A 14015-nucleotide genomic window follows, 5' to 3' on the forward strand; every position below is an offset into this window, starting at 1 on the left:
GCGCCGTCACTCCTCGTCGAGGACGCGCTGGGCGATGCGGAACGCGGTGTTCGCGGCCGGCACGCCGCAGTAGATCGCGGCCTGCAGCAGCACTTCCTTGATCTCGTCGACGGTCAGACCGTTCGTCCGCGCCGCCCGCACGTGCATCGCGAGCTCCTCCTGGTGGCCGAGGGCCACCAGCGCGGTCAGGGTGATCATCGAGCGGCTGCGGCGGTCCAGGCCGGGGCGGGTCCAGATCTCCCCCCACGCGTACGCGGTGATGAGCTCCTGGAAATCCCGGGTGAAGCCGGTGGTGCCGGCAACCGCCCGGTCGACGTGCGCGTCGCCGAGGACGGCCCGGCGGACGGCCATGCCCGCGGCGCGCACGTCGTCGACCGTGCGGCGGCCGGCGAAATGCTCGTCGATGAGGGCCGCCACCTCGGCGGGACTCTCGGCCGGGGCCAGGTGCGCCACGCCGTCGAGCACGACGAGGCGGCCGTCGCGCACGGACTCGGCGATCAGCGCGAGGCCGGCGGGCGGCGCGGGCTGGTCGTCGGCGCCCGCGACGGCGAGCACCGGGATCTTGATGCCGGCGAGGCGATCCCGTACGTCGAAGGTCGCCAAGGCCTCGCAGACCAGGGCGTAACTCTCGGGATCGGCGGCACGCAGCGCCCCGAGCAGCTCCTCGGTCACCTCGGGCTCGCGCTCGGGGAAGCCGGGCGAGAACCAGCGCTGGATCGAGCCGGCCACGACCGCCTGGGTGCCGTCGGCCCGGACCGTCTCGGCCCGCTGCCGCCAGCCGGCGCTCTCCCCGATCTTCGCGCCCGTGCAGAGCAGCACGGCCGCCGTGACGCGATGCGGGGTGTCGAGCATGAGCTGGAGGCCCACCGCTCCGCCGACCGAGTCCCCGGCGTAGTGGAACGACGCTTCCGGGCGGATCCGGTCGGCCAGCTCGAGCACGGCCTTGGCCAGACCGGGGATGCCGAAGCCGGCCGCGGCGGGGGCGCTGCGGCCGTGACCGGGCAGGTCCCAGCCGACGACGTGATACCCGCCGCGCAGGAGGGCGGCACAGCGGGACCAGAGCGTCTCCACCGACGTCCCGAGCGAGGGCCCGAGCAGCAACAACGGCCGGCCGGGCGCGTCGTGAAGGACGACCGGGGTCAGCACGGCTTGCCCTGGGCCCGGGCCAGCGCGGCGTCGATGAGCAGGTCGTTCGCGCCCAGGTAGGGCTCGGCGCCGCCGGTGCTGCGGCGTTCGGCGTCGATGCCGGGGCGGGCCGCCACCAGCGTGGCCGCCATGCGCTCGGAATCCACTCGCAGTCCCTCCAGCAGCTCGGTGGTCTGGGAGGCGGCCACCACCGTCCGGCGGGCCAGGGTACGCAGGGTTGCCCACTCCACGTGCCAGGAACCGTCGGGGCGATCGTCGACCGCGTCGGCGGCGGCGGTGTGCAGGGTGGCGGCCAGGGGTGGCGCGGCCAGCGCCGCCCGCCGGATCAGGACGGAGAGGACCGGGTTCTGCTTGTTCGGCATCGTGGAAGAACCGCCCCGGCCCTCCTTGGCCGGCTCTAGAAGCTCGCCCACCTCGGGCCGGCTGCCGAGCAGCACGTCGTTGGCTATCCGGCCCCAGGCGTCGGTGCAGGTCACCAGGGCGTCGGCCACGCGGGTGAAGGGGGCCCGGGCGGTGTGCCAGGGCGGCCGGACCGGCAGGCCGAGGCGCTCGGCGGCGGCGGCGACCAGCGCCAGGGCCGCCGCCGGGTCGTCCCCGGCCAGGGCGGTGGGCGCGGCCAGGGTGCCGGCCGCCCCGCCGATCTGGACGGGGAGGTCGGCCGCGCCGGAGAGCGTGTCGCGGGCGTCGAGGACGCTGTGCAGCCAGGTGGCCGCCTTCAGGCCGAAGGTGGTGGGGATGGCGTGCTGGGTGAGGGTGCGGGCGGCCATCCGCGTGCCGCGGTGCCGCTCGGCCAGAGCCGCGAGCGCCTCAACCTGTTTATTCAGATTTTTCGTGACTTCTGCGGACGCGGCCCGGAGGTTGAGGACCAGTGCCGTGTCCAGGACGTCCTGGCTGGTCAGGCCCGTGTGCAGCCGGTCGGCGACCGCGGGGTTGTGCGCGCGGAGCCACGCGAGCAGGGGGATGACCGGGTTCCCGCCGTCCTCGGCCGCGTCCGCGAGCGCCGACGCGTCGACCGGCGCCGACAGGGAAGCCGGATGGCCGCGCGCCGCCAGCCACGCCTCCTCGACGCGCACCATCGCGTACACGATGCTCTGGTCGGTGAAAAGGTCGCCGGCGCGCGCGTCGCCCGGCCAGAGCAGGTCAGTCATGCCCAGACGCCGCGGTGTTTCGGGAAGCTGAGGAAGACCGTCTCGCGCGGCCCCTGCAGGTGGATGTCGAAGACCAGGCCCTGCTCGTCGCGCGTGGCGACAAGCGTGTGCCGCCGGGCCGGCGCGACCGCCCCGAGCAGCGGATCGGCGCCGTAGACGTCGGGGTCGGGCAGGTAGGCGCGGGTGAACAGCCGGTCGAGCAGCCCGCGGGCGAAGACGGTGACCGCGAAGAACGGCGGCCGGCCGGGCTGGGTCTCCCCCGGCTCGACGGTCGAGAACCAGTAGTGCCCGTCGGCGTCGGTGGCGGCGCGGCCGAATCCGGTGAACGTCCACCCGTCGCGGCGCAGCGATCCCGGAACCCGGCACACCTTGCCGTCCGGGTCGGCCTGCCAGATCTCGATCATCGCGTCGGGCACCGCCACGCCGTCCCCGTCGAGCACCCGGCCGTGCAGCCGGATCGCGCCCGCCCGCCCGGGTGGCACGAGGTCATTCCCACCCTCGTACGGAAGACCCAGATGGAAGAACGGTCCGACGGTCTGTCCGGGCGCGGCGCTCACGCGAGCTCCTCATCGGTGTCGAGCGGGGTGCGGTGACTGCCGGTCAGCACGATGTCCCAACGGTAGCCGAGGCTGAACTCCGGGCTGGTCAGGTCGTGCTCGTAGGTCGCGATCAGCGCCTCCCGCGCCTTCGGGTCGGTCACCGACTGGAAGATCGGGTCGAGCGGGAAGAGCGGATCGCCCGGGAAGTACATCTGCGTGACCAGGCGCTGGGTGAAGTCCGTGCCGAACAGCGAGAAGTGGATGTGCGCCGGCCGCCACGCGTTGAGGTGGTTGCGCCACGGGTACGGCCCCGGCTGGATGGTCGTGAACTTGTACCACCCGTCGGCGTCGGTGAGGCAGCGCCCCTGACCGCTGAAGTTCGGGTCGAGCGGGGCCGGGTGCTGGTCGCGCAGGTGCGCGTAGCGGCCGGCCGCGTTCGCCTGCCAGATCTCCACGAGCTGGTGCGGGACCGCGCGGCCGTCGCCGTCGAGGACCCGGCCGCTCACGGTGATGCGCGAGCCCTGCGGCTCCCCGGAGTGCTGGATAGTGAGGTCGGCCTCGGCCTCGCCCACGTCGGAGTGGCCGAAACAGGGCGCCCACAGCTCGACGCCCTCCGGGTCGACCGGCTGCAACGCCTTGGTGGGGTGGCGCAGGATGCTGCTGCGATAGGCCGGGTAGTCGAGGCGCGGCTGATGCTCCCTCGACGAGTCCAGGCCCGCCTGGATCTCGCGGTCGATGTCCGCCTGGGTGGTCACCGAACCGACGCTATGCCCCGGGCCGGCGGTTCGCGATACTTGCCTTCCATCCACCGGAAGGTTGGTCATGTCCGCCAGCGTCACCTCCCGCGCGCTCGATCTGCTCGGCGCGTTCGACACGGACCACCGCGCGCTCACCCTCAGCGCCCTGGCCCGGCGGTCGAGCCTGCCGCTGGCCACCGCCCACCGGCTGGTCGGCGAGCTGCACCGGTGGGGCGCGCTGGCCCGGCTCGACTCCGGCGAGTACGTGATCGGGCGCCGGCTGTGGGACCTCGGGCTGCTCGCCCCGGTGCAGGCCGGGCTGCGCCAGGCGGCGTCGCCGTTCCTGCACGACCTGTACGGCGCCACGCTGGCCACGGTGCATCTGGCGGTGCGCGACGGCACCGAGGTGCTCTACATCGACCGGCTCTCCGGGCACGACTCGGTGCCGGTGGTCAGCAAGATCGGGTCGCGGCTGCCGATGCACGCGACCGGGGTCGGCAAGGTGCTTCTCGCGTACGGCCCGGAGGAGGTCCTCACCGAGGTGCTGGGCAACCTGACCCGGGTCACGGCGTACACGATCACCCAGCCCGCCCGCCTGCTCGACCAGATCCGCCGGGTCCGCGCCGACGGCTACGCCACCACCGGCGAGGAGATGAGCCTGGGCGCCTGCTCGGTGGCGGTGCCGGTGCGCGGGGCCGACCGCGAGGTGGTCGCCGCGCTCGGCATCGTGGTGCCCGACCTGCGGCGGGAGCGGGCGCGCCTGGTGTCGGCGCTCCAGGTCGCGGCGCAGGGGATCACCCGGACGCTGACTTCCGTTGAATGGAAATAGAGGGTTGCCGGTCCCGGGTCCGGGCGGGTTGGCTGGTGGCATGCGTACCCAGGTCGCCATCATCGGCGCCGGCCCGGCCGGTCTGCTGCTCTCCCACCTGCTCGCCCGCGGCGGCGTCGACTCGGTGGTCGTCGAGACGCGGTCGCAGGAGTACGTCGCGTCCCGCATCCGGGCCGGCATCCTCGAGCAGTCGAGCGTCGACCTGCTCACCGAGGTGGGCCTGGGCGACCGGCTGCGCGCCGAGGGGCACGAGCACCGCGGGATCTACCTGAACTGGCCCGGCGAGCGGCACCATCTCGATTTCGTCGACCTGACCGGCCGTACGGTGTGGGTCTATGGTCAGACCGAAGTACAGAAAGACCTCGTCACGGCCGGAACGGCCCAGGTGTTTTACTCGGTCACCGAGACCACGCTCCACGACGTGGAGACCTCCCGGCCCCATGTCACCTACGTCGACAGCGACGGCCGGCCGCAGCGCCTCGACGCCGACGCGATCGCGGGCTGCGACGGCTCGTTCGGGCCCAGCCGCAACGCCGTTCCGTCGGAGACGTTCGAGCGCACGTACCCGTACTCCTGGCTGGGAATCCTCGCCGACGTGGCGCCCTCGACCGACGAGCTCATCTACTCCTGGCACCCGAACGGGTTCGCCCTGCACTCGATGCGCTCCCCCACGGTCAGCCGCCTTTACCTGCAGGTTCCGAACGGCACCGACCCGGCCTCCTGGTCCGACGACCGGATCTGGGAGGAGCTGGCGCTGCGGCTCGGCCACGGGCACGACGGCTGGAAGCTCACGCCCGGCCCGATCACCGACAAGAGCGTCCTGCCGATGCGCAGCTACGTGCAGACCCCGATGCGGCACGGCCGCCTGTTCCTGGCCGGCGACGCCGCGCACATCGTGCCGCCGACCGGCGCGAAGGGCCTCAATCTGGCGATAGCCGACGTCTCGCTGCTGGCCACGGCGCTCATCGCGCAATTCAAGGAGAACGACCCGTCCCTCGCCGACTCCTATTCGGACGACGCGCTCCGCCGAGTCTGGCGCTGCACGCATTTCTCCTGGTGGATGACGACCATGCTGCACACCGGCGGCGACCCGTTCGATGCCCAGCTGCAGCTCTCCCAGCTGCGGTGGGTCACGTCCTCGAGTGCCGGGGCAACGGGCCTCGCCGAGAACTACGCGGGCCTGCCGATCGGTTTCTAGCGACCGCCACGGCCAGCGCGGTGGTGATCGGGACGGAGGCGACCAGCCCGATCGTGCCCACCGCGCTGCGCAGCACCTCCTGGGCGAGCAGCTCGCCGGTCAGCACCTGCCCGGCCGGTCGGCCGTCGGTGGCCAAGAGCAAGATCAAGGGCAACGAGGCTCCGGCGTACGCGAGGACCAGAGTGTTGACGGCGGAGGCGACGTGCGCCCGGCCGATGCGACTGGCGGCCCGGTAGAGGCCGTCGGTCGTGGCCGGCGCGAGCTCCGCGACCGCGGCGGCCTGGGTGACGGTCACATCGTCGAGCACGCCCAGCGCGCCGATCACGATGCCGGCCAGCAGCAGACCTCGCATGTCGATGTTTCCCCTGGTCGCGGCCAGGAACGCGTCGTCGTCGCCGGCCACGCCGGTCAGGTGCAGCGCGGCGATGAAGCCGGCTCCGAGCAGGCCGGTCAGCACGAGGCTCGCGAGGGTGCCGGCCACCGCGACCGAGGTGTGCGCGGAGAAGCCGTGGGTCAGGTAGAGGACGGCGAACATGATGGCGGCCGAGCCCACGACGGCGACGAGCAGCGGGTTCTCCCCGTCGAGGATGGCCGGCACGACGAACAGCAGCAGGATCGCGAAGCTCACGGCGAGGCCGGCCAGCGAGGTGAGCCCGAGCCGCCGGCCGAAGGCGAGCACGGCCAGGACGGCGGCCAGCGCCAGCCAGATCGTCGGCCCGGCCCGCTGGTGGTCGACGACCGTGTAGGGATGCCCACCGGGCACGGCGTCCGGGGCGTACAGCAGGACCACGTCGTCGCCGCTGCTCAGCTCCGGCGCGCCCGGTCCGGCCGGGACGTCCACCGTGGTCTCGGTGCCCTGGCCCGGGCCGTCGGTCACCCGCACGGTAGCGGTCGATCCCGCGATCGCGGTGACCGTGCCGAGCGCGCGCTCGCCGGTGGCCGGGGCGGGAGTCGCTTTCACGTGTCCCGGCCACAGCACGATCATCGCGACGAGCGTGGCCACCGCGGCCGGGATCAGCACCGCGGCCAGCAGCCGCGGGGTCCGGGCCTTCGGCGCCTCGTGCGTGTGGCTCAAGCCCGCGACGCTATGCCCGGCCCCCACCTATCAACAAATGAACATATGCGCAGCTCAGCCCGGTCTCGTCCGGACCCGCCGCCACGGTTAAGGTGGTCGCTGCCCATCCTGTGGGGAGTGATCCTTGAGCCAGACCCGCCTCAGCGACGAGGAGATCGACTGGTCCGCGCCGGCACCGGCGCCGCCGCCGGCCCCGCGCCGTCGTACGCGCCGGATCGGCTCCCTCGAGGTGCTCGCCGCGCTGCTCGTGCTGCTCGTGCTCCTGCGCGGCTGGCTGGCCGGCCAGTTCACCGGCGCGCGCCTGCAGACCTGGACGACGGTCTTCGTCTCGGTGCTGGTCCAGGCCGTGCCGTTCCTCGTCTTCGGGGTGGTCCTCTCCGCGATCATCGCGGTCTACGTCCCTCGCTCGTTCTGGGCCAAGGCGCTGCCCCGCCATCCCGCGCTGGCCGTTCCCGCCGCGAGCCTGGCCGGCGTGGTGCTGCCCGGCTGCGAGTGCGGCAGCGTCCCGATCGCGGGCTCCCTGATCCGCCGCGGCGTCACGCCCGCCGCCGCGCTGGCGTTTCTGCTGGCCGCACCGGCCATCAACCCGATCGTGCTGACCGCGACGGCGGTGGCGTTCCCCGGCCGTCCCGAGATGGTCGTCGGTCGCGGCGCCGCCAGCCTGGTGGTCGCGGTGGCGATGGGCTGGTTGTGGCTGCGCGTCGGCAAGGCCGAGTGGATCCGCCTCCCGCACCGCCCCGACCTCGACGGCAAGTCCAAGTTCCCGGCCTTCTGGTCGGCGATCCGGCACGACGTCATGCACGCCGGCGGGTACCTCGTGATGGGCGCCGCGGCCGCCGCCACCATCAACGTGCTGGTCCCCGGCTCCTGGCTGCAGCGCCTCGCCGAGAACCCGGTGCTGTCGATCCTGGCCCTGGCGGTGCTGGCGGTGCTGCTGTCCATCTGCAGCGAGGCCGATGCCTTCGTGGCCGCCTCGCTGTCGCAGTTCTCGCTGACGTCGCGCCTGGTGTTCCTGGTGGTGGGCCCGATGGTCGACCTCAAGCTGATCGCCATGCAGACCGGCGTCTTCGGCCGCCGCTTCATGCTGCGGTTCGCCCCCACGACGTTCGCCGCCGCCATCCTGGTCGGCGCGGCCACCGGGGCGGTCCTGCTGTGAGCCGGCTGACTCAGGCGGTGGTCCTGCTGCTGTTCGGGGGCGCGATCCTGCGCGCCTCCCTGACCGACCTCTACCTGCGCTACGTCAAGGAAGGCCTGCGCCCCTTCCTGATCGCCGCCGGTGTCCTGCTGATCGCGGCCGCCCTGGCCACCTTGTGGTATTCGCTGCGCGAGGGCGAGACGCCGGACGATCATCACGAGCACGACGCGCCGGCCTCCGGTGCCCCGGGGGACGACGACGGCCACGGGCAGGGCCATCACGAGCCGCGGGTGGGCTGGCTGCTCATCCTGCCCGTGCTCGGCCTGCTGCTGGTGGCGCCGCCGGCGCTGGGCTCGTTCGCCGCCGGGCAGGCCGGCAGCGTGAGCGCGGCCCCCGCGTCCGACTCGGACTATCCGCCGCTGCCGCCCGGCGACCCGGCCCCGGTCGGCCTGCTCGACTACGCGTCCCGCGCGCTGTTCGACGACGGGAAGAGCCTCACCGGCCGCAACCTGCGGCTGACCGGCTTCATCACGCCGGCGTCCGACGGCAGCCCGATGCTCGCCCGGATCGTACTGACCTGCTGCGCCGCCGACGGCCGCCCGATCAAGGTGGGCATGACCGGGAAGGTGCCGCTGGAGGTCCCGGCCGACGCCTGGGTCGAGGTGACCGGGGTCTACTCGCCCCACCGCGCCAAGGACCCGGTCAACGACGTCGACGTCGCCTACGTCGAGGTGACGTCCTGGCAGGAGGTCCCCGAGCCCAAGCAGCCGTACTCGTGACGCCCGCTCACACCGGCGGCGTGGTCAGCCTCGTGGTGGCCGTCGGCGCCGGTGCCGCGCTGCTCGTCGCGGGACCGGCGGCCAAGCCGGCGGCGGCCCCGGCCGGTCGGATCGATGCCGCGAAGGCGTGGCCGCACGCCAAGCGGGCCGATCTCGACCCGGCGCTGCCCGACGGCCCGCTCCTGACCCCGCTGCTGTTCCTCGACCCGGCGACGGTGCTGGGTACGGCGCCCACCCCCGACGCGCGCTGGGTGCGGCTGCTGCTCAAGGACGGCCGCGGGCTGCGCGAGCTGCGGCGGCTGCCGCTCGGCTCGAACCCGCAGTTCGAGGCGGTGACGGCGGCCGGGGACGACCTGGTGTGGACCGAGTCGGCCGACGGTGGCGGCCGGGTGCGGATCTGGCACGCCGGCCGCGCCGGCGGGCCCGCGCGGCTGCTCACCGCCGACACCGGGGACGCGCTGTTCTACGGCACCGAGTTCGACCTGGCGATCGCCGGCGGCCGGGTGCACTGGGCGGCCGCGTCCCGGACCCCGAAGTCCACCGATATCCGGTCGGTGCCGCTGACCGGAGGCGCGGTGTCGGTGCGCACCGAGCCCGGCGAGTGGGCGATGTCGGCGTGGCCCTGGCTGGTCGACGATCAGGACCGGCGACTGCGCAACCTGGAAACCAGGCGGGACACCGACGTGGCCGTCGGCGGCCCGGTGATCACGACCTGCGCGCCGGTCTGGTGCCTGGTGGTCGGGACGAGCCAGGACGGTCCGGCCCGGATCGACCTCGTGCGTCCCGACGGAACGGGCCGGCGACGGATCGCCGGTGGCACGGCGCGTTCGGCGGTGACCGAGGTCGCGGTGCTCGACCGGTTCGAGCTGCTGTCCGAGCCCGGCCCGAACTCGGACCTGACCGGGCGGGAGACGCTGCTGGCCTACGACGTGGCCACGAGCCGGACCGTGACGGTCGCGGCGGACGTGGACGGCGCGTTCACCGGCGGCGGGATGCTCTGGTGGTCCACGGGCGACGATGACAACGTGACGTGGCACGCGCTCGACCTCCGTACGGCATAGGGAAGTCACCTCCGTACGGCCAAGGAAAGCGCGACATCGCCGCGGAGCTGAAGCCCCGCGGCGACGCCGGCGCTGACCGGGCGGTGGAACCGGGTCAGGCGGTGGTGCAAGCCGTGCCGTTGAGGGTGTAACCGGTGGGTGCGGCGCTGTTGCCGGTGTGCGTGGCCTGGAACCCGATCGTCGTCGAGCCGCCGGCCGGCAGCGACCCGTTGTAGCTGACGTTCTTCGCGGTGACCTGGCCGCTCGTCGGGCTGTAGGTGGCGTTCCAGCCGTTGGTGATGTTCTGGCCGGAGGGCAGCGTGAACGCCAGGCTCCAGCCGTTGATCGCCGCCGAGCTCGTGTTGGTGATGGTGATGTTCGCGGTCAGGCCGGTGTTCCAGGCGCTGACCTGCGTGCTGATCCGGCAGGCGCCACCGGTCGGCGGCGTCGTGGGCGGGGTGGTCGGCGGTGTCGTCGGGGGCGTCGTGGGCGGGGTTGTCGGCGGCGTGGTCGGCGGCGTCGTGGGCGACGAGCCGTCGAGGCCGAAGAACGAGATCGCCATCTTCGCCTGGCCGGAGAGCGGCAGCGAGTGGCCGACTCCGGCGACGCTGATGCCCTCGACCGGGGCCTGTGTGGTGTTGGACCCGTACCGGGTGCGGGTCCAGCCGGACTGCGGCGTGTCGGTCAGGACCGGCGTCTGGCTGACGCCGAGCACGTTGGTCCACTGCTTGATCTCTTCGCCGAAGTTGTTGTAGTTCAGCGTGGTGTCGGCGGTGCCGTGGAACAGTTGCATGCGCGGGCGGGCGCCGGAGTAGCCGGGGTACGAGTTGCGGACCGCGTCACCCCATTGCTGCGCGGTCTTGCTGACCTGGCCGTTGGCGCAGGCGCTGTTCCAGCCGGCCTGGTTGGCCGGGTTGCTCGGGTCCCCGGCGCTGGCGGCGAAGCAGGTGTCCGGCACGCCCATGAAGGCGGCGCCGCCGGCGAAGACGTCGGGGTAGTCGGCGAGCAGGACGTTGGTCATCATGCCGCCGGACGAGGCGCCCGTGACGTACGTGCGCGCGGTGTTGGTGTGGTACGTCGACTGGACGTACTTGACCATCGACACGATGCCGACCGGGTCGCTGTTGCCGTTGTGGGTCAGCGCGCCGGAGCTCGAGACGTCCCAGCAGTTGCCGTTCCGGACGGTCGACGGGTAGATGACGATGAAGCCGTACTGGTCGGCCAGTGTGTGGAACTCGGTGCCGGAGTAGAACGCGGGTCCGGAGCCGGTGCAGTAGTGCACCGCGACGAGCAGGCCCGGGTTGGCCGCGAGGCGGTCGGGGACGTAGAGGTACATGCGGATGCCGGTCGGGTTGGTGCCGAAGCCGGTCACCTCGGTCAGCGACGCGGCGGCGGCGGGCGAGGCGGGCAGGGCCACCAGCCCGAGGACGACCGCCGCGGCCGCGGCGAAGGCGGCGAGCAATCTCTTCATGGTTGGTCCTTCGGGAGCGTTTCGCGTCGGACGGTGGGGATGACGCGGCCACGGGACGCCGGACGGGTGACGTCCCGTGGCCGCGCCTGCTCTCTTTTGTCTCAGCGGGCAGCTTGCTCTATCTAGCCGTGCAGGTCGGCGTGCCGGATGGGCCGACGCCGGTGCCCTGGAAGCCGAACTCCGTGTACTGGCCGGCGTTGACCTTGCCGTTGTAGCTGACGTTGGTGAAGCTCACCGCGCCGCTGCTGCCGCTGGCCGTGGCGTTCCACGTGTTCGTCACCGCGGCACCGCTGGGCAGGGTCAGCCCGGCCGTCCAGCCGTTGATTGCCGCCGATCCGGCGGTCACCCGGATCGTCGCCACGAAACCGCCGGTCCACTGGTTGAGGGAGACCGTGGCGCTGCAACCGGCGCCCGTGGGCGGGGTCGTCGGCGGCGTGGTGGGTGGTGTGGTGGGCGGCGTGGTCGGCGTGGTCGTCGGCGGCGTGGTCGGAGGCGTCGTCGGCTGCCCGGCGTTCAAGGCATCCAAAGCCGACGTGTACGCGGCCTTCTTGTTGCCGTTGTTGTCGAACAGCAGCGGGGTGTCGCCCGAGCGCCACGAGTCCGAGTCGCGGATGCCCCAGACGGTGAGGCCGTTGCAGCGGGCCACGGCCAGGCAGGCGCGCACGACGGTCGCGTACGTGTTGGCCTGTGCGGTCCCCGAGCCGGCGATGTCGAGCTCGGTGATCTGCACGTCGACGCCGAGGTCCGCGAAGCGCTGCAGGTTGGCCTGGTAGTCACTGGGCACCGGCGACGCCGAGTTGATGTGCGACTGGAAGCCGACGCAGTCGATCGGCACGCCGCGGGCCTTGAAGTCCTTGACCATGTTGTAGACGGCGGTCGACTTCGCGTTGACGCCGTCGGTGTTGTAGTCGTTGTAGCAGAGCTTGGCGGCCGGGTCGGCGGCCCGCGCGGCCTTGAACGCGGCCTCGATCCAGTCGTTGCCGGTGTTCTGCAGGTTGGAGGAGCGGCGGGCGCCGGAGGTGCCGTCGGCGAACGCCTCGTTCACCACGTCCCACGAGTAGATCTTGCCCTTGTAGTGGGTGGCGACGTTGGTGATGTGGTTGAGCATCGCGTTGCGCAGGGCGGTGCCCGAGAGGCTCTGCACCCAGCCCGGCTGCTGCGAGTGCCAGGCGAGGGCGTGCCCGCGGATGCGCATGTTGTGCGACTGGGCGTGGCTGACGATCTGGTCGGCGCTGGAGTAGGAGAACGAGTTCTGGGACGGCTCGGTGGCGTCCCACTTCATCTCGTTCTCCGGCGTGACCATGTTGAACTCGCGGTCGAGGATCGTGGAGTAGACGGAGTCGCTCAGCTTGTAGGCGGCGACGGCGGTGCCGAAGTAGCGGCCGGTGGCGGCCGCCGAGGCGCCGAGCGTGGTGGCCGCATCGGCACTGCCCGCGGTGATGAGCACCGTGCCGGCCGCGGCGAGGACCGCGGCGGTGGCGGAGAGGGTGGCGGCGAGGACGCGCCGCCGAGGGGAACGGTTCATGATTCCTTCCGGCCATTGCATGGAGGACGGGCCAAGGGGGACGGGCCTTAACCGATACAGCAGAAAGTGATCCGGATCGATCGAAACATTAACGGCCGGTTCCGGAAATCTCAACACCCGGCTTGTGCAGATGATGATCGCGGTGGGCGATTAGGTCACCGTTCTGTCCGGATATATCGTTGCTTCGACGGGCTTATCTCGGCGACCCTAGTTCCGGAAGTTTCGGAATGCAGCCGCTTACATCGTTGATAATCATAAATGAACCGTTTCAGTGATCGCCCACATGGCGATAGGACCAGCTAGTTGGTAACGGTTGTCGTTCCGGAGCATTCGCCTCGGGGCAGTCGCCGCCGTCCTCGCCGCCGCATTGACCGCAGCCGGCCGCGGTTCGTCGTCCTCACCGGCCGGCACCGTCTTCGTGGTCGCGCTGCTGATCGTCCCGTCCACCGCGGCGCGGCTGGTCATCGCGCACGGCCCGCAGTGCTTCCTCCCCCGCACCGCGTGCGGCGCCTGCTTTCCGCTCGCACGGCCAGTGGTCGCGATGATCTGGTGGCTCGAGGCCGGGCTCGTCGGCGTCCCTGGGCGGTCTGGCCTGAATCCAGGTCGTTCTGCGGCGGCTGTCCTTCTTCGCGATGGCGCTGACCCACGCGTCAGTCCCGGGAGTGGTCGCCGCCGCGATCCTCGGGGTCAACATCTACCTGGGCGGCGCGGTATCCGGGGCGGTTGTCGCCGTCGGCCTGGCCGCTGAGCCGGCGCCAGGTCAGAGCACCTCGGCCGCGACGGGCGTGCCGCCGGCGCCGCGATCACGCTGTCCGCGACGTCGATCCTGCTCGCCGCGCCGGCGTGGCGCCGCGTGCGGCCGGGCGGCCGAGCGGTGCCAGCGCACCCAGCAGAAGCGCCGCCGCCAGTGGCAGCAGGTCGAGGTTGATGCTGATCGCCGTGTACCCCACGAAGAACAGCATCGGGCTCCACACCGGCAGCCGTCCCGCCGCCACCTGCAGGCTGAGCAGGCCGATCATGCCGAGGACGAAGGCGATCGGCCCGGCCGTCTGCAGCGCGTCGGGCAGCGGCCACCTGTCGGCGAAGGACGAGCTGAGGTCGCCGAGGATCACCCAGATCATGCAGCCGGAACCGAAGACGGCGACCGACGCGGCCACCACGGCGGTCGGCTTCCCGAGCGTGGCCCGGCGGTACAGGGCGACGGCGAGCAGCACGAACGTCACCATCGAGGCGAGGAACGCAAGGTGGCCGAGGTCCCAGGCGGGCCCGCCCTTGCGGTGCCCGTCCAACCCGTCGATCCACCGCAGGACGCCGTAGGCCAGCATGAACAGCGGCGCGGCGAAGGCCATCGATCTCATGTTCCTGAGCCTAGGAATCGCCGCACCCGAGAAGG

The 14015-nt window shown here is 72.2% G+C and carries 13 protein-coding genes and 1 pseudogene; 6 read left to right on the forward strand and 8 right to left on the reverse strand.

Features of this window, described 5'->3' with window-relative positions; genetic code table 11:
- Positions 1-6 precede the first annotated feature (6 nt).
- From pcaDC to pcaH, 4 genes are read right to left on the reverse strand one after another with little or no spacing between them, the layout of a single operon-like run.
- On the reverse strand, positions 7-1146 hold the full coding sequence (gene pcaDC / locus A3CQ_RS64355; RefSeq protein WP_020513858.1) for a bifunctional 3-oxoadipate enol-lactonase/4-carboxymuconolactone decarboxylase PcaDC: 1140 nt from the start codon (positions 1144-1146) through the stop codon (positions 7-9).
- Positions 1140-2294 (reverse strand): lyase family protein, encoded by a 1155-nt coding sequence (locus A3CQ_RS0125890; protein ID WP_020513859.1) that lies wholly within the window; start codon positions 2292-2294, stop codon positions 1140-1142. The genes pcaDC and A3CQ_RS0125890 overlap by 7 nt, the downstream gene beginning before the upstream one ends.
- A complete protein-coding gene (gene pcaG, locus A3CQ_RS0125895) occupies positions 2291-2851 on the reverse strand; it encodes a protocatechuate 3,4-dioxygenase subunit alpha (protein ID WP_020513860.1) in 561 nt (186 codons plus the stop codon). The genes A3CQ_RS0125890 and pcaG overlap by 4 nt, the downstream gene beginning before the upstream one ends.
- Complete coding sequence (gene pcaH, locus A3CQ_RS0125900; RefSeq protein ID WP_020513861.1) at positions 2848-3588, reverse strand: protocatechuate 3,4-dioxygenase subunit beta; 741 nt, start codon at positions 3586-3588, stop codon at positions 2848-2850. The genes pcaG and pcaH overlap by 4 nt, the downstream gene beginning before the upstream one ends.
- A gap of 67 nt (positions 3589-3655) precedes the next feature.
- Here pcaH and A3CQ_RS0125905 point away from each other — a divergent pair, with 67 nt between their 5' ends.
- Together A3CQ_RS0125905 and A3CQ_RS0125910 are read left to right on the forward strand one after the other, a co-directional pair.
- Positions 3656-4399, forward strand: coding sequence for an IclR family transcriptional regulator (locus A3CQ_RS0125905; RefSeq protein ID WP_020513862.1), 744 nt, complete (start codon positions 3656-3658; stop codon positions 4397-4399).
- Between the two features lie 40 nt (positions 4400-4439).
- Positions 4440-5597 carry a 4-hydroxybenzoate 3-monooxygenase gene (locus A3CQ_RS0125910; protein WP_020513863.1) on the forward strand — a complete coding sequence of 386 codons (1158 nt, stop codon included), beginning with the start codon at positions 4440-4442 and terminating at the stop codon, positions 5595-5597.
- Here A3CQ_RS0125910 and A3CQ_RS0125915 read toward each other — a convergent pair.
- The gene (locus A3CQ_RS0125915) at positions 5530-6672 is read right to left on the reverse strand and encodes a YibE/F family protein (protein WP_020513864.1); all 1143 of its coding nucleotides are present in this window, start codon (positions 6670-6672) and stop codon (positions 5530-5532) included. The two genes, A3CQ_RS0125910 and A3CQ_RS0125915, sit on opposite strands and share 68 nt — an antisense overlap.
- 124 nt (positions 6673-6796) lie before the next feature.
- Between A3CQ_RS0125915 and A3CQ_RS0125920 the strand changes: the two genes are divergently transcribed.
- Genes A3CQ_RS0125920 through A3CQ_RS0125930 form a run of 3 tightly spaced genes read left to right on the forward strand, consistent with a single transcriptional unit; the run spans position 6797 to position 9647 of the window.
- Positions 6797-7828 carry a permease gene (locus A3CQ_RS0125920; RefSeq protein ID WP_020513865.1) on the forward strand — a complete coding sequence of 344 codons (1032 nt, stop codon included), beginning with the start codon at positions 6797-6799 and terminating at the stop codon, positions 7826-7828.
- On the forward strand, positions 7825-8586 hold the full coding sequence (locus A3CQ_RS0125925; protein WP_020513866.1) for a TIGR03943 family putative permease subunit: 762 nt from the start codon (positions 7825-7827) through the stop codon (positions 8584-8586). The genes A3CQ_RS0125920 and A3CQ_RS0125925 overlap by 4 nt, the downstream gene beginning before the upstream one ends.
- The gene (locus A3CQ_RS0125930; RefSeq protein WP_020513867.1) at positions 8583-9647 is read left to right on the forward strand and encodes a hypothetical protein; all 1065 of its coding nucleotides are present in this window, start codon (positions 8583-8585) and stop codon (positions 9645-9647) included. The genes A3CQ_RS0125925 and A3CQ_RS0125930 overlap by 4 nt, the downstream gene beginning before the upstream one ends.
- Positions 9648-9741: 94 nt before the next feature.
- On the opposite strand, the gene A3CQ_RS0125935 is transcribed toward A3CQ_RS0125930, so the two are convergent.
- Together A3CQ_RS0125935 and A3CQ_RS0125940 are read right to left on the reverse strand one after the other, a co-directional pair.
- Positions 9742-11097, reverse strand: a complete 1356-nt coding sequence (locus tag A3CQ_RS0125935; RefSeq protein ID WP_026206198.1) for an extracellular catalytic domain type 1 short-chain-length polyhydroxyalkanoate depolymerase — start codon at positions 11095-11097, stop codon at positions 9742-9744.
- A 118-nt stretch (positions 11098-11215) separates the two neighbouring features.
- A complete protein-coding gene (locus A3CQ_RS0125940) occupies positions 11216-12622 on the reverse strand; it encodes a glycoside hydrolase family 10 protein (RefSeq protein WP_020513869.1) in 1407 nt (468 codons plus the stop codon).
- A gap of 608 nt (positions 12623-13230) precedes the next feature.
- Between A3CQ_RS0125940 and A3CQ_RS64250 the strand changes: the two are divergent.
- Positions 13231-13353: pseudogene (locus tag A3CQ_RS64250) on the forward strand (metal ABC transporter permease); the annotation flags it as partial.
- A gap of 72 nt (positions 13354-13425) precedes the next feature.
- On the opposite strand, the gene A3CQ_RS0125945 reads toward A3CQ_RS64250, so the two are convergent.
- Positions 13426-13980 (reverse strand): hypothetical protein, encoded by a 555-nt coding sequence (locus A3CQ_RS0125945; RefSeq protein ID WP_157296310.1) that lies wholly within the window; start codon positions 13978-13980, stop codon positions 13426-13428.
- Positions 13981-14015 lie beyond the last annotated feature (35 nt).

The sequence above is a fragment of the Paractinoplanes globisporus DSM 43857 genome (assembly GCF_000379645.1).
Classification (GTDB): Bacteria; Actinomycetota; Actinomycetes; order Mycobacteriales; family Micromonosporaceae; genus Actinoplanes; species Actinoplanes globisporus.

Coding starts and splice junctions, on each gene's coding strand:
- A3CQ_RS0125890 (WP_020513859.1), bottom strand. CDS start 2,294: ATGACTGACCTGCTCTGGCCGGGCGACGCGCGCGCCGGCGACCTTTTC.
- A3CQ_RS0125905 (WP_020513862.1), top strand. CDS start 3,656: ATGTCCGCCAGCGTCACCTCCCGCGCGCTCGATCTGCTCGGCGCGTTC.
- A3CQ_RS0125910 (WP_020513863.1), top strand. CDS start 4,440: ATGCGTACCCAGGTCGCCATCATCGGCGCCGGCCCGGCCGGTCTGCTG.
- A3CQ_RS0125935 (WP_026206198.1), bottom strand. CDS start 11,097: ATGAAGAGATTGCTCGCCGCCTTCGCCGCGGCCGCGGCGGTCGTCCTC.
- A3CQ_RS0125940 (WP_020513869.1), bottom strand. CDS start 12,622: ATGAACCGTTCCCCTCGGCGGCGCGTCCTCGCCGCCACCCTCTCCGCC.
- A3CQ_RS0125945 (WP_157296310.1), bottom strand. CDS start 13,980: ATGAGATCGATGGCCTTCGCCGCGCCGCTGTTCATGCTGGCCTACGGC.